Origin of the sequence: Undibacterium sp. Di24W, assembly GCF_049340325.1 — a bacterium.
Classification (GTDB): domain Bacteria; phylum Pseudomonadota; class Gammaproteobacteria; order Burkholderiales; family Burkholderiaceae_D; genus Undibacterium.
Map to the genome: position 1 here is coordinate 260,962 of NZ_JBMPOP010000006.1, position 17,384 is coordinate 278,345.

Sequence of the window (17,384 nt, forward strand, 5' to 3'; positions counted from 1 at the left end):
ATTTTACTGAAATATGAGGATGAAATGACTAAGTGTAAGTCTCGGATTTCGCTAATGTTTTTTGTGTGTATGTCGATGTTTTTTACCTCGAATGTAGCTCGTGCAGAAACATTTAAAGTCTATGTGGTGCCTCAGTATAACCCCTCCCAATTACATGCCGAATGGACACCACTATTAAATCGAATCTCGCATGACACTGGGATTACACTTCAGCTAGTGATGATGTCTAGTATTCCGAAATTCGAAAAAAGTCTATTGCGTGGAGATCCTGATATAGCGTTGGTGAATCCCTACCATGCGGTGATGGCAAAAGCTGCCAAGGGCTATCTCCCATTTTTAAAAGACGCAAAGCCGCTAAGCGGAATTCTGTTAGTTCGCAAAGATAGCCCCTATCAGACTTTGCAGGATTTGGAGGGTAAAGAAATAGGATTTCCAGCGCCTAACGCATTTGGTGCATCTTTGTTTATGCGTGCATTACTAAGCGACGCCAAAGTCTCTTATCGCGAAAAATATCTTAATACGCATGGCAATGTCTATCGTAATATTTTGAACGGTGGTGTCGCTGCCGGCGGCGGTGTGAACAATACTTTGAATGATGAAAACCCAGATGTAAAAGGGGCTTTACGTATTTTGTATCAAACACCGCTCAGCGCATCTCACCCTTTGGTGGCGCATCCGCGTGTTCCACCGAAAATTGTCCAAACTATTCTATCCGCATTCTTGGCCTTGAAAAACGATGCTACGGGGGAAGGATTGTTAAAAGAAGTACGCATTCCGAATCCTGTGATGGCAAATTACGACAGCGATTATCTGCCTTTGGAAAAACTGAAGATTGATAAATATGTGCTTGTCGAAAAAGATTAGGACACAAAACAGCAGGATAGATCGGTTTATCCGCATGCAAAGATAATAGGAAGTCGGGCCTTAATATGCTGAGAAAATGGTTATCTTTTTTTGTTGACAGACGTTGGCTGCCGCATCGACTTTCTTCGCAAATTTTATTTTTTGTCGGCGCTTCGGTGTTACTGATCTCGCTTTTTTTTGGCAGCTTTTTTTCGATTTACTCTTTACATCGATCGAGAGCATTGATTGATGACCAGATGTTGTTCCTAACAAAAAATGTATCCTCGGTAGCGGCGAATCATGTGTTAACTTCTGATCTGTTAGCACTGGAAGAAATTTTATTATTGAATGCTAGCTTCTCTTACGTTGAGTCGATCACGATCCTCGATGCAAACTACAAAACTTTGTTAAAAGCGCTGAAGACTAAGCAAGGTTCAAGAATCGTATATGAGATTTCCCAACAAAAACCCATGGTGCTGGATCAGCCTTTGGTTGTTGATGAGGTCGCAGGAAGTGAAAGAAAGGAGCTTGCATTCTGGGTCTTGCCACATAAAGACCTGATGATCTGGCATCAGATTGGTGACGGTAGTGCTGTGGGGTATGTCGGAGTTGAGTATTCTCTTGATCTGTTAAAGGAAACAACTGCAAGTCTATTAGTCATTACCTTTCTGGCTGTTGGCTTCACCTCGATCCTGGTGATGGTGCTGCTATGGCTATGGATGCGCGTGCCGATGCGATTCTTGCAAGAAATCACGGCGTTTGCGACGGTCTCCGAAATACGGTCCGGTCGTCAGTTACCGGTGTATCAAAAAACTCATGAAATCTATGAATTGAGTCGCGCTCTAAATCAGTTTTCGATCATGATTCGATCACATGAGCGAAATTTATTGGATCGAATGGCGCAAAATCAGGCGATTTTGGAGAATCTGGCAGACGGCATTGTCGTTACTGAGTCAAATGGTGAAATACGCTCTTGTAATTTTGCATTAACTAAGATTTTTGGGTATGAAGCGATTGAATTGGTTGGGAAGAATATTTCTATTTTGATGCCCGAACCGATTGCCGGTCAACATGACGGACACATGGCAAACTATGGACGAACCGGAAGTTCCAAAATAATCGGGGTTGGTCGAGAAGTCGAAGCTAAACGCAAAGACGGCACGGTTTTCCCCGCTGATTTGGCGATTTCAAAATGCCGCGATAGAGATGACACGATTTTTATCGGCGTGCTAAGGGATATTTCTGAACGAAGAAAACTTGACCGTCTGAAGTCTGAGTTTGTATCAACAGTGAGTCACGAATTAAGAACGCCATTAACCTCTATTCACGGCTCGCTCAAATTAGTTGTGGCTGGCGTTACAGGTGAATTGAATCCAGAAGCAAAAAAAATGGTCGGCTTGGCGCAAAAAAATAGTGAACGCTTGATCTTGCTGATTAATGATTTGTTAGACATGGAAAAGCTCGTCGCGGGTAAGATGGAAATGAAAATTAGCCGTGTCGATATTGTCAGCGTGCTCAATCAATCGGTTGCCGATAATACGGCCTATGCGGATAAATATGAGGTGACATTAAGACTGCAATCTTTGCCTGACGCGGCCCACGTGTCAGGTGATCCGGCTCGTATTGCTCAGGTATTAGCCAATCTTTTCTCGAATGCTGCGAAGTTTTCTGGTCAGTCGAAAGTAGTCGATGTGCGAGCAATTTTCAACTCAGATTCAACCATAATCGAGGTGGAAGATCATGGAGATGGGATAGCAGAAGATTTCAAAGATAAGATTTTTAGTGCCTTTGCACAAGCAAGTAGCGGTAATACGCGGCAACAAGGTGGTACAGGTTTAGGCTTGAAAATTAGCAAAGTACTGGTTGAAGCAATGGGAGGCGAGATCGGATTTCGTACCCAGCAGGGCGTCGGGACGGTATTTTGGTTTTCATTGAAAAATGCTTGAAGCTCTAAATAGACTCAAGTCATATTGTCATGTATGACTTGAGCTATAGGGTGGCGCTTAAATATGTAAAGCATGTCCCAAGGCACGCAGAGCTGCTTCTTGAACCGCCTCTCCCAGAGTAGGATGAGAGTGAATAGTGCCAGCCACATCTTCTAAAGTTGAACCCATTTCCAAAGACAAGCCAAACGCCGCACTCAGTTCGGAGACACCTTTACCTACCGCTTGCCAACCGACGATTAAGTGATTGTCCTTACGAGCAACGACACGCACAAAACCTTCACTCGACTCCAAAGTCATAGAGCGACCATTGGCGGCGAATGGGAACATGGCGGTGATGTGTTCTATGCCGGCAGCTTGTGCTTCTTGCGGTGATTTGCCGACCACGACTAATTCTGGATCGGTGAAGCACACGCCAGGTATCGAGGCAGGCGTGAAATGACGACGTTTACCGGCAATAATTTCTGCCACCATTTCGCCTTGTGCCATGGCGCGATGTGCGAGCATCGGTTCGCCCGCTACGTCGCCGATCGCCCACACGTCACGCATGGACGTACGGCATTGATCGTCAATTTTGATGGCGCGGCCGTTCATGTCTAACATCAGACTTTCTAATCCAAAACCTTGTGTACGTGGACGGCGTCCAACGGCGACTAAGACTTTGTCGCAGGCTAGTTCAGATTCTTCACCGGCCGCATTTTTTACACGCACGGCATCGCCTGTTGCATTCAAACCTTGTACTGTCAAACCGAGATGCACTTCCACACCCAATTGTTTGAGTGCAGTCTTCACGACCTTGGTCAGGTCTTCGTCATAGGCTGGCAAGATGCGATCTAAGGATTCGACTACGGCCACTTCTGCGCCGAGTTTGCGATACGCGATACCGAGTTCCAAACCGATGTAGCCGCCGCCGACGACGACTAATTTTTTAGGGATTTCAGTGGGAGATAATGCCTCTGTCGAGCTGACGACTTTTCCACTACCAGAACCAAACGGCATGAAAGGAAGCTCTACTGGCGTTGAACCGGAAGCGATCAATAGATGTTGGCAAGTGATGCGTGATACTTCTTTGCCGTCTTGCATGACCGCTACGGTTTTACCATCAAGAATCTGCGCCCAGCCTTTGACGACTTGCGCGCCGTTTTTCTTAAGTAATGCGCCAACGCCTGTGGTTAAGCGTTTAACGATGCCATCTTTCCAGCTGACAGTTTGTGTGATGTTGATGCTGGGATTGCTGACCTGTATGCCGATAGACGAACCATGTGAATAATGTTTGGCTTTTTCAAATTCCTCGGCAGCGTGGATGAGCGCTTTGGAAGGAATGCAGCCGATGTTAAGGCAAGTGCCGCCGAGTTGGTCGCCTTCGATCAAAATGGTGGCGATACCCAATTGCGCAGCGCGGATGGCTGCGATGTAACCGCCAGGGCCACCGCCGATGACGACTAGGGTTGTGGATTGTGTTTGCATGATGTGTTCCGAAATTAGTATTGTCTGAATTCTGTAATGTCACACTCCCTTCTCCCGCAAGCGGGAGAAGGGTCGGGGATGAGGGGGCTTGGAAGTACCGTGAATTGGAAAAATACGAGCGGTTTCACGTCTTTCTATATTCCTCTTTTTTTTGCGACACACATTTCTGAATCTCCCTCACCCCAACCCTCTCCCGCTTGCGGGAGAGGGAGCTATCTAATCAATAAACAGCGTAGCCGGACATTCCAAATAGCCGCGTATGGTTTGAATAAACTGCGCCGCATCCATGCCATCGACCACGCGATGATCGAATGAGGAGGACAGATTCATCATCTTACGAGCGACGACTTGACCATTACGTATCATTGGACGTTCCACCATTTTGTTTACGCCGATGATTGCTACCTCAGGTGAATTGATGACGGGTGTCGACACGATGCCGCCTAATGCACCTAGACTGGAAATCGTAATCGTTGAGCCCGACAATTCTTCGCGCGTCGCTTTACCTATGCGTGCAGCTTCAGCGAGGCGTCCCATCTCATTCGCATTGCCCCACAAATCACGTGCTTCGGCGTGACGAACGACCGGTACCATCAAGCCCGCTGGGGTTTGTGCTGCGATACCTAAATGGACGGCGGCAAATTGCGTGACGACACCGGCTTCATCATCGTAACGCGCATTAATTTGCGGATAGTCGCGTACCGCTAATACGACAGCGCGCATCAAGAGTGGCAACAAGCTCAGTTTGCCACGCTCTTTGCCCCATTTCTGATTGAGCTGTGTACGTAGCGCTTCTAGTTCGGTGACATCGACTTCTTCGACGTAAGAGAAATGCGGAATGCGACGTTTGGCATCCTGCATTTTTTGCGCGATTTTGCGACGCAGGCCGATGACGGGAATTGCAGTTTCTTCGTGCAGTTCACGATAGCTGTTACCGCCAGAAGCAATCGGTGCAGATCCGCGCGCGACGTAGGCATCTAAATCGTCTTGCGTGATGCGACCCGCTGCACCCGTGCCCGGAACGAATTGCAATTCCACACCAAGATCCCAAGCGCGACGACGTACTGCGGGTGAGGCGATAGGTTTTTCACCATTGGCGCGTGCTGCGCTTGGAACGCTGCTGCTGGTTTTCGCTACCGAGGCAGCTGCTGCCGCTGCAGGCGCGTTTGCAGGTGTTGCTGTTGGTGCAGCTGGTTTCTCAGCAACTGTTGCAGGGGCAGGGGCGGCAGCAGCCGGTGCAGCTTTCGTCGGAGCTGGTGCTGGTGAGAATGCATTCGCATCCACATTGCCCGCACCTTCAACTTCAATACGAATCAATTCGGATCCAACCGCCATCACTTGACCAGCGGCACCACCAAGCGCGATGACCTTGCCATGCACTGGGCTAGGAATTTCGATAGTGGCTTTGTCCGTCATGACATCCGCCATGACCTGATCTTCGGTGATCATGTCGCCGACTTTGACATTCCACGCGACCAATTCAACTTCTGCAATACCTTCGCCGATATCCGGCATTTTAATGACATGAATACCCATCTTATTTCTCCATCGCACGTTTGAATGCCGCGGCAACGCGGGCTGGACCAGGGAAGTAATCCCACTCTTGCGCATGCGGGTAGGGTGTATCCCAACCAGTGACGCGCTCGATAGGGGCTTCGAGATGGTAGAAACAATGTTCCTGTACTAGTGCGGTCAATTCAGCTCCAAAGCCGCTTGTGCGCGTGGCTTCATGCACGACCACGCAACGACCTGTCTTTTTCACCGAGGCTAAAATAGTTGGCAAATCTAAAGGCCAAATGCTACGTAAATCAATGATTTCGGCATCGACGCCACTTTCTGCCGTTGCTGCTTCGGATACCCACACCATGGTGCCGTACGTTAACACCGTCAGGTCTTTACCTTCGCGGAATACAGATGCCGATTCCAATGGCACGGTGTAATAACCCTCAGGCACATCGCCCATGGGATGCTTGGACCAGGGAACAACGGGTTGATCATGGTGACCATTAAACGGACCGTTATAAATACGTTTTGGTTCTAAGAAAATGACGGGATCGTTGTTTTCAATCGAGGCAATCAACAAACCTTTGGCGTCATAAGGATTAGACGGCATCACGGTGCGCAAACCGCATACATGGGTGAATACCGCTTCCGGACTTTGGCTATGCGTTTGTCCTCCATAGATACCCCCACCGCAAGGCGTACGTATGGTCAGCGGTGCGATGAAATCACCGGCAGAGCGGAAACGTAAACGAGCCGCTTCCGACACGATTTGATCGTACGCGGGATAAATATAATCAGCAAATTGAATTTCGATTACTGGACGCAAACCGTATGCGCCCATGCCGACCGCTGCGCCAACGATACCACTTTCAGAAATTGGCGCATCAAACACACGCGATTTGCCGTACTTCTTTTGCAGACCTTCGGTGCAACGGAACACGCCACCGAAATAACCTACGTCTTGCCCGAACACCACCACATTGTCATCACGCTCTAACATCACATCCATCGCTGAACGCAGCGCTTGGATCATGGTCATGGGCGTGGATTTTCCTCTTACATCTTCAGTCATTTTTTAGATCCCCAATTGTTGGCGTTGCTGACGCAAATGCTCAGGCATGTGCTCATAGATGTCCTCAAACATTTCTGCCGGACTAAATACATGGTTGTCTGCCAGAGAGCCAAATTTTTCAGCTTCTTTCTGTGCAGCGATCACCATCGCCTCTAATTCTTTTTGGGTATCCTCATGCTCTTGTTCGGACCATGCTCCTTGATTGATTAAATATTGTTTCAAACGAGCGATAGGATCGCCCAAAGGGAAGTGAGTCGCATCATCCAAAGGACGATATTTTGATGGATCATCCGAAGTTGAGTGGGGACCTGCACGATAGGTGACCCATTCAATCAGTGTAGGACCGAGATTGCTACGCGCACGTTCTGCCGCCCATTTGGATGCCGCATAGACAGCGAGGAAATCATTACCATCGACACGTAAAGCAGCAATGCCGCAACCGACGCCGCGCGCTGCGAAGGTCGTGTTCTCGCCACCAGCAATCGCTTGGAAAGTGGAAATCGCCCATTGATTATTTACCACATTCAAGATCACCGGTGCGTGATACACGTGCGCGAACGTCAACGCCGTATCGAAGTCCGCTTCTGCAGTCGCACCATCACCGATCCATGCCGACGCGATCTTAGTATCGTTCTTAATTGCCGATGCCATAGCCCAGCCGACCGCTTGAATGTATTGCGTCGCCAGATTGCCAGAAATCGAAAAGAAGCCGGCTTCACGGATTGAATACATGACCGGTAACTGGCGTCCCTTCAACGGGTCGCCTTCGTTCGACATCAGTTGGCAAATCAAACCATGCAAAGGCACATCACGTGCCATCAGAATACTTTGCTGGCGATAGGTGGGAAAACACATATCGTCACGATTCAAAGCCATCGCTTGCGCCGCACCAATCGCTTCTTCACCCAAGCTTTGCATGTAGAAGGACATTTTCTTTTGACGCTGCGCGATCAGCATACGCGAATCGAACACGCGCGTTTTCATCATCGCCCGCATTCCCGCGCGCAAAGTTTCTATGCTGATGTCCGGTACCCAAGGGCCGACCGCATTGCCCTGCTCATCCAGCACGCGTATCAGCGAATACGCCATATCTCGCGTATCGACCGGTGTCACATCGATCGGCGGTCGACGTACTTCACCTGCTGGCGACAGTCGCAAATAAGAAAAGTCGGTAGTTTGGCCGGGGCGGCCAGTGGGCTCCGGTACGTGTAAACGTAACGGTTCTGTTTGTGGCATGTAAGTCTCCTTGCCCAATTGTGTTGAGCAACGTTAATCATATTTTCACCGCATCGTGTGGTAGGACGCGGCTCGTCTCTTTATTAATGAGCGCATTTCTTTTGGAATGGCGCTAATCGAAAGCCTTATCACTTTCTGGTGCAAAGTATCCACAAATCACTCCGGCTTGGCAAGCTACTATGTATAGGCTGTGTGACTTTTTTTGATTCGTGCACTAAGCCAGTTATTGGCTCGGGGGAAATGCTGAAATTAACCTAAATAAGACAAATTTTTAGAATTAAATTGTTGTTATTTGGAAAGTTGTGCTATGGTAATTTTGCAAGATTTTCCCTAGTTCTTATTGATAACATTCGTAAAAGTTTTTTTGGATATTGAATGACAGTTCCTAAGAATGCCGCCAAAGTTCTAATTGTTGAGGACGAAAGTATTGTTGCCCTAGATATGGAGCAGCAATTAAGGAGCTTTGGGTACATTGTGGTTGCCTGCGCGTCGACGGGACAACAAGCAATTAACCTGGTGAGGGAAATGGCACCCGATGTTGTCTTGATGGATATCCAATTGGTCGGAGAAATGGACGGTATTGCGGCCGCAAAAATCATTGGAGCCGATTTACATACGCCAGTGGTATTTATCACCTCATTCGATGCGAAAGAGATCATTGATCGTGCCAAACTGAGTCAGCCATACGGTTTTATTTTGAAACCATTTACTGCGCGTGAACTTCCCCTCATCATCGATATGGCAATCTACAAACACCAAGCCGAGACTAAATTACGTCACAGCATGGAGCAATTACAAACTTTATCGCGCCGTGTTTTGCAGGTACAAGAGTCGGAACGCCGGCGTATCGCGATTGAATTACATGACGAGCTTGGACAATCGTTAACCGCGATCAAAATTAATTTGCAAAGTGCAGAACTATTCAAAGATCAAAATCCTGCGGAGTTGAATGCGGAGAATATTCGAATCGTTGAAGATGCGATTCAGCAGATTCGACGTATTTCTTTAGCACTCAGACCTTCGATGCTTGATGATCTTGGCCTGGCGTCTGCGATACGCTGGTTAGCAGATCAAACTGCGACACGCACGGGTCTTGATGTTCGCTTTCAATTTGCGCCTCAGGCTGTCAGGTTTCTACCAGAGATCGAAACCGCCTGTTTTAGGATCGTTCAGGAAGCACTGACGAATATTGCGAAGTACGCTAATGCGGATGAAGTCCTCATCGAATTACGCCATGATGGTGAACATCTGCACCTCGGTGTTGCTGACAATGGTCAAGGCTTCGACACTGCTGTCATGCAAAAAAACGCGACGCAGGGCAAGAGTATCGGCATACTAGGCATGCAGGAACGTGCCATGCTGATTGGTGGGAAACTTACGATAGACTCTGCGATTGGACAAGGATGTCAGATAACGCTGCAATGCCCATTGGAATTGGTGCTACCAACATGAGGTTGCCTGTAAAGGTCATATTGGCCGATGATCACACTTTGGTTCGAGCTGGCTTGCGCAAGTTGTTAGAAGCCATGTGTCACGTTGAGGTGATAGGAGAAGCTGCAGATGGCACGGCAGTGCTTGAAATGGCACACCGTTTGCAGCCAGAGATCATCTTGATGGACATTGCTATGCCTGGCGTTAACGGCTTAGAGGCAACAATGCGCCTTAAACAAGACTTGCCGCATATCCAAATCATTATTTTGTCCATGCATCAAAATGAAGAGTACGTAAAACAGGCCTTGAGACATGGAGCTGCTGCGTATTTATTGAAAGATGCCGCCACCACGGAGCTCGAATTAGCGATCAATACGGTACTGAAGAACGAAATTTATTTGAGTCCGGCGATTACCAAAGGCGTGATGGTTGACTATGTGCAAAGGTTGCGCAGTGAAAACGCTGTCGATGAAGTGTTGACGCCACGTCAACGCGAAGTGCTCAAAATGTTGGCGCAAGGTCAGAGCAGTAAAGAAATTGCACGCCTGTTGACGCTTTCTATCAAAACGGTAGACACGCATCGCAGCCAATTGATGAAACAGCTAGACATCCACGAAGTCACTGGTTTGGTGCGTTACGCTATACGCGTTGGTCTGATCACGTCAGACTAAAAAACAAATCTTTGTAGCGATGACGATTCAAAGTGAAACTTTGATCGCAATTCAACTTGTTGGTAAATTCTCTTCCCTCTATTGTCTTTTTGGAAATCGGGTGTTTCTCTGCGCGGACTCAGGTATTGACCTGATATCTAATCATGCTGGTTGGCAATAACATGACTTGTTACCGAGCCATACAACGGCTTGGTGCATGGGTGACTCATCATCCCGAAAACTACATGAACTGCACAAATTATGTCATTGAAAGTTCTCATTGTTGATAATAATGACCTGTTCCTCGGGGTAGTTCGTAAGCTGTTGGCGCGTTTTAATGAGGTTTTCGTCATTGGGGAAGCGAGCGATGGTGAAGAGGCTTTGATAAAAGCGGAAGCGCTCAAACCTGATGTCATCCTGTTAGATATTGCTATGCCAAAGAAGACAGGCTTGGAAGTAGCCTTGGAACTCAAAAAATGGGTACAAGCGCCAGCGATTTTGTTTGTCACCATGCACGAGGTCGCGGTGTATGGCGATATTGCAAAGAGTCATGGTGCGCTCGGCGTAGTTGCGAAAGCGGATTTGGTCAACCATTTATTACCTTGGATACAAAATTTAGTTGATCAGAAAAATGCGGTGAAGTTCGATGGGAAATTTGTCACACCAGATCAAGTTTCTTAGTTGGATGTTTCCTTAAAACACAGAGTTACAAACAGAAATCGTCAAAGGACTGCACATGGAATCCTATACCGTCAGTGGTGAACTCTCAATTTATACAGCGTCGAACGAAAAGCAAAGTCTGTTGGCATTTCTACAAAGTGCGGATGAGCTAGAAGTGAATTTGTCACAGGTGAGTGAGTTTGACACGGCTGGATTACAGGTTTTGATTGTACTGAAACAGGCGGCGATTCAACACCAAAAAACACTACATTATGTGATGCATAGCAAAGCGGTGCTGGATGTTCTAGAGATGACTAATATGACAGGCATATTTGGTGATCAGGTGGTATTAACCTGATTTAGGTCGTCGTCTTTGTCACGCTGCTGAAAGTTATTCACAATATCGTTAAGCTTGGGAAGTCGTCATGAGTCTCGAAGATGAAATGGGCGTCGCACTCGACACATTTATAGTGGGAAGCCGCGAGTTACTGTAAGACATGGAAGATGGATTGCTTGGCCTGGAGCATGATGAGCAGCCAGCAGATACTATCGCTGCGATTCTTCATGCGGTTCATGCCATTTTTCAGATAGCGACTGATCTAGATTTAGAAAAAGGAGATTTTTTGCGTGAGACAAGAAACGATACAACTGGTGCAAAGTACGTGGAAAGACGTCGCTAAGATTTCACCTCAAGCTGCCGAGTTATTCTATAAAAATCTCTTTCAGGCTGATCCTAGTTTGCAACGCCTATTCAAAGGTGACATGCAGGCTCAAGGCCAAAAGCTCATGCAGATGATAGGCGCGGCAGTAGGGAAACTCGACGATTTAAACAGTCTCATACCGATCTTGCAATCACTAGGGAAGCGTCACGCTAAGTATGGCGTTCGTGATGGACATTACCAAATCGTCGGTGCTGCATTACTCAAGACTTTAGGTCAAGGCTTGGGTGCTGCTTTTACGCCTCAAGTAAAAGCAGCGTGGAGCGAAGTTTATGGCGTCATGGCACAAGTCATGATGCAAGCAGCAAGCAACAACAACATGCAAAGGAAATGGATCATGAATTTGAGTAATTTTAAGATTGGTATGCGCCTGTATATAGGATTTGGAGCGTTATTAACAATTCTTCTCGGGATTAGCTTGTTTGGCATCTCGGAAACTAAAAAGCTCGATGCAACTATCCAAAAAATTGGCGATAAAGACTTCAAGAAAGCCGATTATGCTTATCAAGCCTTGGTTTATTCTCGGGCAAACGCGACACGTGCTACCGAATTAGTCGCTACCGCCGACAAAAATCATATCAATACCGCCAAGGAGAGAATAGGTTTTAACCGCGCGAAAGTCACCGAGGCCTTAGATAAGCTCGAACCGCTGCTCTATACCCCTGAAGGTAAGGCTTTGTTTGCTGAAATAAAAAGGACCCGCACGGCTTATAAGGATGTCTTGGATAGGATAATTAGATTGGTTGATGACGGTAAGCGAGCAGAGGCAGAAAATCTGGTTTTTGGCGAATTACGTCAAGATTTTACTGTGCTAAATAAAGCTTTAGAAGACATGGTGGAGTCGCAACGAAAACTGATTATCAGCGGTGCAGACGAAGCTGAAAGTTCAGCGGCAAGTGCATTTAAGATCACGATAGCTATCTTAGTGCTGGCAATCGCGGTGGGGATTTTGCTGGCTTATTTGATCACGCGTTCCATCATAGTACCCATCGAGCGCGCCGTTAATGTGGCGCGTAGCTTGGGCAATGGACGTTTTGATGAAGATCTGGGGAGCATAGGCAATGACGAAGTAGGTCAGTTGTTAGAAGCACTCGGTCAAACCCAAGAAAAATTGCGCGAAGCCGATGCCGCAGCTGGTTTTAATGCCCGCTTACGCACGGCATTGGAATCCGTATCGAGTAGCGTCATGATTGCTGATGCAGGCAATAATGTGATTTTTATGAATGCATCGGTCAGTACCATGTTGTCCACTGCAGAGAATGATATCCGCAAAGATCTTCCTAACTTTGCTACCAGCAAAGTCATGGGTAGTAATATCGATATTTTCCATAAAAATCCCGCCCATCAACGCGACATGCTAGCGCGTTTGCGCGACACTTATCGTACACAGATTACCGTGGGTGGCCGCATATTTGGACTCATCGCTACACCGATCGTCGATAAGGCCGGTGTGCGCCAAGGTACCGTCGTCGAGTGGGCTGACAAGACCTTGGAGATTGCAGCGCGTGAGGTAGAACTTAAGCTGGGAGCAGAAAATACTCGCATCAAAAATGCATTAGACAAATGCACCACCAATGTCATGATTGCCGATGTCAACAACCACATCATCTACATGAACGAAACTGTGACCGAGATGATGCAGCGTAATGAGTCTGAGTTACGTAAGGTTCTGCCTAACTTTAATTCACGTCAATTGATCGGCGAAAACATCGACGTTTTCCACAAAAATCCCGCCCATCAACGCAATATGTTGGCAGCGTTAAAGACGACTTACCGCACCCAAATTCAAGTCGGCAATCTGCACTTTGGTTTAATTGCAAACCCTATCATTGACGCGAATGGTGAGCGAGTTGGTACCGTGGTGGAGTGGGCAGATCGTACCGCGGAAGTAAATGTTGAGAAAGAAGTTGGCAACATCGTTGAAGGTGCGGTGATGGGTAATTTTACGTCCCGCCTCAATGAAGAAGGAAAGACAGGCTTTTTCGCAAAGCTGAGCAAGGACATCAATCGCTTAATGGAAACCAGTGAAGTCGGCCTAAATGAAGTGTTACGTGTTTTGGCGGCTTTGGCACAAGGTGACTTGACTCAGACTATCGATAAAGACTATGCAGGAACATTCGGTGAACTCAAAACCGCCAGCAATGAAACGGTTGATAAGCTTGCCAGTATCGTCATGGATGTGATCAATGCTACCGACGCATTGTCTAACGCATCAGAACAAGTGAGTGCCACGTCCCAAGCATTATCTCAAGCGGCGAGTGAGCAAGCTGCCAGCGTAGAAGAAACCAGCGCCAGCATAGAAGAGATGGCAGCAGGTATTAATCAAAATGCAGAAAATGCCAAGATTACCGATGGCATCGCGGGCAAGGCATCCAAGGAGGCTATCGAAGGCGGTGAGGCGGTCAAGAAGACGGTCACCGCGATGAAGGATATCGCTTCAAAAATTGGCATTATCGACGACATCGCCTATCAAACCAATATGCTGGCATTGAACGCGGCGATCGAAGCAGCACGCGCGGGTGAGCATGGTAAGGGATTTGCTGTGGTCGCGGCGGAAGTTCGTAAATTAGCTGAACGTAGTCAAATTGCCGCCAAAGAGATCGGTGACTTAGCGAGTGGTAGCGTCAAGATGGCGGAGCGTGCGGGCGACCTGATTGACGAGATCGTGCCGGGGATTGGACGCACTTCTGATTTGGTGCAAGAAATTGCCGCGGCATCGCAAGAACAGTCTGTCGGTGTTGGACAGATCAATACCGCGATGAATCAAATGAATCAAATCACGCAGACGAATGCGTCTTCCAGTGAAGAGTTGGCTGCGACTGCCGAGGAGATGACTAGTCAAGCAGAGCAACTATTAGAGCTGGTTGGTTTCTTCCAGTTGGAACAAAACAATAGTAGCAAATTGCGTCAACCAGCGTATGAAGGTAAGGCAGAAAAACGCAGTGCAGGCACTTCGAGAAAAAACAAAACAGTGTCAGTTTCCAGTGTTGATAATGCGAAATTTGAGCGATTCTAGGTGAACGCTATGCAAGCAAATTTGAATGTTGAAAAAAAAGAAGCCCCGACTGGATTAGCTCTCAGTGAGACCCAAAAGCAATCAAGCACGGGGCAGTACCTGACCTTTCTTTTGAGTGGGGAGGTGTATGCCTTGGGCATACTGAATATCAAGGAGATCATTCAGTATGGCGATCTGACTGAGGTGCCAATGATGCCAAGCTTTATTCGCGGTGTGATCAATTTGCGCGGCAAAGTCGTTCCTGTGGTTGACTTGGCGGTGCGCTTTGGCAAGGGAGAAACGGCTGTTTCGCGTCGTACTAGCATCATCATTATTGAGATGATGCAAACAGATATAGCGGGTCAGTTTGAAGCCCAAAGCTTGGGGATTATGGTGGATGCTGTGAATGAGGTCATCGATATCGCCGCTGCAGACATCGAGCCTCCTCCCACTTTTGGCGCGAAACTACGACCAGACTTTATCAGTGGCATGGCGAAGCAGTTAGGACGATTTATCATTCTGTTGAATTTGGAGACTGTCCTATCGATTCAAGAACTATCGTCAATTGGTCAGTCGGTGCACGCGCTGGGTGGTGAAGTGGAGATAGGCGGTAACTGAGTTTTCTTTAGTCAGATTTAGTAAGTAAGATCCTTACTCATAATTTTGGTGATCATGTTGGAAAATTCGACAAAATTGTCCTTGGAACCCTTGATTAAGCCACGAATTTTAATTGTGGAGGATGAGGCCATCGTCGCTCGTGATATCCGGGTGCAATTGCAGGAATTGGGTTACGACCCAGTTGGCATTGCAACCAATGCGCAGCAGGCGATCTCTTTTGCAGGAGAGTTACGACCCAATCTGATTTTGATGGATATTCAATTGTCGGGAGAGGGGGATGGTATTTATGCGGCGCAGGAAATTCGACGACTTTTTGGGCTGCCAGTCGTTTTTGTGACTTCGTTCACCGCTGATGAAGTCTTGCAGCGGGCAAAGTTGATTGAGCCGTATGGTTACGTATTGAAACCCTTTACCCAAAGAGATTTGCGGACCGTCATCGAGATGGCATTGTTTAAATTCAATGCCGATCTAAAACAGCAAGAGGCGGCCTCACATACGCAAGCCATACTCGACAATATGGTCGATGGGGTGATTACCATCAATGCGCGCGGACAGATGGCGTCGTATAACCAAGCAGCAGCAAAAATTTTTGGTTACACCGCTGATGAGGCGATTGGTCAAAATGTTTCTCTCTTGATGCCTCCTCAAGATAAGCTGCAGCATGACAGCTATCTTGATCGCTATCACACCACAGGCGAGGCAAGAATGTTGGGGTTGCCACGCGAGGTCGAAGGCCAAAGAAAAGACGGTAGTTTATTTCCTATGAGCCTGGCAGTATCGCAAATCACGCGTGGAGGGATGCCGGTCTATATTGGTTTGATCCGTGACTTAACATTGCATCATCTCAATATGGAAGAGATCCGGCGCTTAGCCTTCTATGACCCGCTAACGCAATTGCCGAACCGTCGTTTATTGATTGATCGACTCAGTCAAGCCATGATTAATGCGAGTAGGACGGGGCAGCATGGTGCATTAATGTTTCTCGATCTAGATCATTTTAAAATGCTCAATGACCGACTAGGGCATCAATTTGGTGATCAATTGCTCCAGCAAGTGGCAATACGTCTCACCAACTGTGCGAGAGAGGGCAATACCGTTGCACGTATCGGTGGCGATGAATTCGTCATTTTGATGGAGTCGCTTAGCAGCCGTGATTTTGAAGCAGCGACGGAAGCGAAGGTTGTCGCTAGTGGGATCTTAACGGCATTAAGTCAACCTTATCAACTGAACGAGCACGTGTATCACAGCACACCAAGTATCGGGATTGTCTTATTCATGCAAGACTCGGAAGGGATAGACGAAATTTTCAAAAAAGCCGATGTGGCAATGTATCAGGCGAAAAACGCTGGTCGAAATAGCATACGGTTTTTTGATCCCAACATGCAGGAAACAGCGGCCGCCTATATGGAGCTAGAAAATGATTTGCGTAATGGCATTGCAAATCATGAATTTTTGCTGCATTACCAGATACAGGTGAAGGCGGGATTAAAATATGATGATGCGCCGATTATCAATGGTGTTGAGGCGCTCGTCCGTTGGCATCATCCAAAGCGGGGCATGGTGTCACCAGCTGATTTTATTCCTATAGCCGAAAGCAGTGGCTTGATCCTACCGATTGGACAATGGGTACTGGAGACAGCCTGTCGGCAGCTAGTCGCGTGGGAAAATACGCCAGCCGCGGCGGACTGGAGTATCGCTGTCAATGTCAGCGCGCTTCAATTTGCGCAAACGGATTTCGTCACGCAAGTAGAGCACGTCTTAGCCATCACGGGTGCCAATCCTAAGTTACTGAAATTGGAGCTGACCGAAAGTATGTTGGCTGACAATGTCGATGAAATTATCGTAAAAATGAATGCGTTACGCGCGCATGGTGTCAGTTTTTCTTTAGATGATTTCGGCACTGGTTATTCATCCTTGAGTTATCTTAAACGACTGCCACTCTCTCAATTAAAAATTGATCAATCGTTTGTGCGCGATATTTTGACAGACCCCAGCGATGCCGTTATCGCACATACGATTGTTGCCTTGGCTCATAGCTTGGGTCTAAAAGTGATTGCAGAAGGTGTTGAGACGCAAGCGCAACGAGATGCTCTGGCGGAAATGGGGTGCAATGCTTATCAGGGATATTTGTTTGGTCGTCCTGTACCAGCGACAAAGTTGGCAATCGAGGGATGACATGATGAGCTCGCAAATCATTATAAAAATCTCGGATGGCGCATCGTCTACCCAAGCAAACATATCGGATGA

Annotated in this window: 13 protein-coding genes; 9 read left to right on the forward strand and 4 right to left on the reverse strand. The window is 47.4% G+C overall.

Going from position 1 to position 17,384, the window contains the following annotated elements; genetic code table 11:
- Positions 1 to 24: 24 nt before the first annotated feature.
- Both ACO0KZ_RS14645 and ACO0KZ_RS14650 read left to right on the forward strand, forming a co-directional pair.
- The gene (locus ACO0KZ_RS14645; RefSeq protein WP_422996455.1) at positions 25 to 864 is read left to right on the forward strand and encodes a phosphate/phosphite/phosphonate ABC transporter substrate-binding protein; all 840 of its coding nucleotides are present in this window, start codon (positions 25 to 27) and stop codon (positions 862 to 864) included.
- 236 nt (positions 865 to 1,100) lie between these two features.
- Positions 1,101 to 2,789, forward strand: coding sequence for a PAS domain S-box protein (locus ACO0KZ_RS14650; RefSeq protein WP_422996457.1), 1,689 nt, complete (start codon positions 1,101 to 1,103; stop codon positions 2,787 to 2,789).
- A gap of 57 nt (positions 2,790 to 2,846) precedes the next feature.
- Here the strand turns inward: ACO0KZ_RS14650 and lpdA are convergent, their stop codons facing one another.
- The 4 genes from lpdA to ACO0KZ_RS14670 all read right to left on the reverse strand — a co-directional run bounded on the left by lpdA (position 2,847) and on the right by ACO0KZ_RS14670 (position 8,064).
- The gene (gene lpdA, locus ACO0KZ_RS14655; RefSeq protein ID WP_422996654.1) at positions 2,847 to 4,256 is read right to left on the reverse strand and encodes a dihydrolipoyl dehydrogenase; all 1,410 of its coding nucleotides are present in this window, start codon (positions 4,254 to 4,256) and stop codon (positions 2,847 to 2,849) included.
- Positions 4,257 to 4,469: 213 nt separating this feature from the next.
- Entirely contained in the window at positions 4,470 to 5,789 is a 1,320-nt protein-coding gene (locus tag ACO0KZ_RS14660; RefSeq protein WP_422996459.1) for a dihydrolipoamide acetyltransferase family protein, read from the reverse strand.
- Position 5,790: 1 nt separating this feature from the next.
- A complete protein-coding gene (locus ACO0KZ_RS14665; protein ID WP_422996461.1) occupies positions 5,791 to 6,828 on the reverse strand; it encodes an alpha-ketoacid dehydrogenase subunit beta in 1,038 nt (345 codons plus the stop codon).
- A gap of 3 nt (positions 6,829 to 6,831) precedes the next feature.
- Positions 6,832 to 8,064, reverse strand: a complete 1,233-nt coding sequence (locus ACO0KZ_RS14670; RefSeq protein WP_422996463.1) for a 3-methyl-2-oxobutanoate dehydrogenase (2-methylpropanoyl-transferring) subunit alpha — start codon at positions 8,062 to 8,064, stop codon at positions 6,832 to 6,834.
- Between the two features lie 375 nt (positions 8,065 to 8,439).
- Between ACO0KZ_RS14670 and ACO0KZ_RS14675 the strand changes: the two genes are divergently transcribed.
- From ACO0KZ_RS14675 to ACO0KZ_RS14705, 7 genes are all read left to right on the forward strand, one after another.
- Positions 8,440 to 9,516 (forward strand): response regulator, encoded by a 1,077-nt coding sequence (locus tag ACO0KZ_RS14675; RefSeq protein WP_422996465.1) that lies wholly within the window; start codon positions 8,440 to 8,442, stop codon positions 9,514 to 9,516.
- The gene (locus ACO0KZ_RS14680; protein ID WP_422996467.1) at positions 9,513 to 10,166 is read left to right on the forward strand and encodes a response regulator; all 654 of its coding nucleotides are present in this window, start codon (positions 9,513 to 9,515) and stop codon (positions 10,164 to 10,166) included. The genes ACO0KZ_RS14675 and ACO0KZ_RS14680 overlap by 4 nt, the downstream gene beginning before the upstream one ends.
- A gap of 240 nt (positions 10,167 to 10,406) precedes the next feature.
- Complete coding sequence (locus tag ACO0KZ_RS14685) at positions 10,407 to 10,826, forward strand: response regulator (protein ID WP_422996469.1); 420 nt, start codon at positions 10,407 to 10,409, stop codon at positions 10,824 to 10,826.
- Between the two features lie 55 nt (positions 10,827 to 10,881).
- Positions 10,882 to 11,163, forward strand: coding sequence for an STAS domain-containing protein (locus ACO0KZ_RS14690; RefSeq protein ID WP_422996471.1), 282 nt, complete (start codon positions 10,882 to 10,884; stop codon positions 11,161 to 11,163).
- A gap of 269 nt (positions 11,164 to 11,432) precedes the next feature.
- Entirely contained in the window at positions 11,433 to 14,540 is a 3,108-nt protein-coding gene (locus tag ACO0KZ_RS14695) for a methyl-accepting chemotaxis protein (RefSeq protein WP_422996473.1), read from the forward strand.
- A 9-nt stretch (positions 14,541 to 14,549) separates the two neighbouring features.
- Positions 14,550 to 15,137 (forward strand): chemotaxis protein CheW, encoded by a 588-nt coding sequence (locus ACO0KZ_RS14700; protein ID WP_422996475.1) that lies wholly within the window; start codon positions 14,550 to 14,552, stop codon positions 15,135 to 15,137.
- A 54-nt stretch (positions 15,138 to 15,191) separates the two neighbouring features.
- A complete protein-coding gene (locus ACO0KZ_RS14705) occupies positions 15,192 to 17,312 on the forward strand; it encodes a putative bifunctional diguanylate cyclase/phosphodiesterase (RefSeq protein ID WP_422996477.1) in 2,121 nt (706 codons plus the stop codon).
- Positions 17,313 to 17,384 lie beyond the last annotated feature (72 nt).

Excerpts from the sequence above, each read along its gene's own strand:
- ACO0KZ_RS14645 (WP_422996455.1), top strand. The coding sequence starts at position 25 with ATGACTAAGTGTAAGTCTCGGATTTCGCTAATGTTTTTTGTGTGTATG.
- ACO0KZ_RS14650 (WP_422996457.1), top strand. The coding sequence starts at position 1,101 with ATGTTGTTCCTAACAAAAAATGTATCCTCGGTAGCGGCGAATCATGTG.
- ACO0KZ_RS14660 (WP_422996459.1), bottom strand. The coding sequence starts at position 5,789 with ATGGGTATTCATGTCATTAAAATGCCGGATATCGGCGAAGGTATTGCA.
- ACO0KZ_RS14665 (WP_422996461.1), bottom strand. The coding sequence starts at position 6,828 with ATGACTGAAGATGTAAGAGGAAAATCCACGCCCATGACCATGATCCAA.
- ACO0KZ_RS14670 (WP_422996463.1), bottom strand. The coding sequence starts at position 8,064 with ATGCCACAAACAGAACCGTTACGTTTACACGTACCGGAGCCCACTGGC.
- ACO0KZ_RS14675 (WP_422996465.1), top strand. The coding sequence starts at position 8,440 with ATGACAGTTCCTAAGAATGCCGCCAAAGTTCTAATTGTTGAGGACGAA.
- ACO0KZ_RS14680 (WP_422996467.1), top strand. The coding sequence starts at position 9,513 with ATGAGGTTGCCTGTAAAGGTCATATTGGCCGATGATCACACTTTGGTT.
- ACO0KZ_RS14685 (WP_422996469.1), top strand. The coding sequence starts at position 10,407 with ATGTCATTGAAAGTTCTCATTGTTGATAATAATGACCTGTTCCTCGGG.
- ACO0KZ_RS14690 (WP_422996471.1), top strand. The coding sequence starts at position 10,882 with ATGGAATCCTATACCGTCAGTGGTGAACTCTCAATTTATACAGCGTCG.
- ACO0KZ_RS14700 (WP_422996475.1), top strand. The coding sequence starts at position 14,550 with ATGCAAGCAAATTTGAATGTTGAAAAAAAAGAAGCCCCGACTGGATTA.
- ACO0KZ_RS14705 (WP_422996477.1), top strand. The coding sequence starts at position 15,192 with ATGTTGGAAAATTCGACAAAATTGTCCTTGGAACCCTTGATTAAGCCA.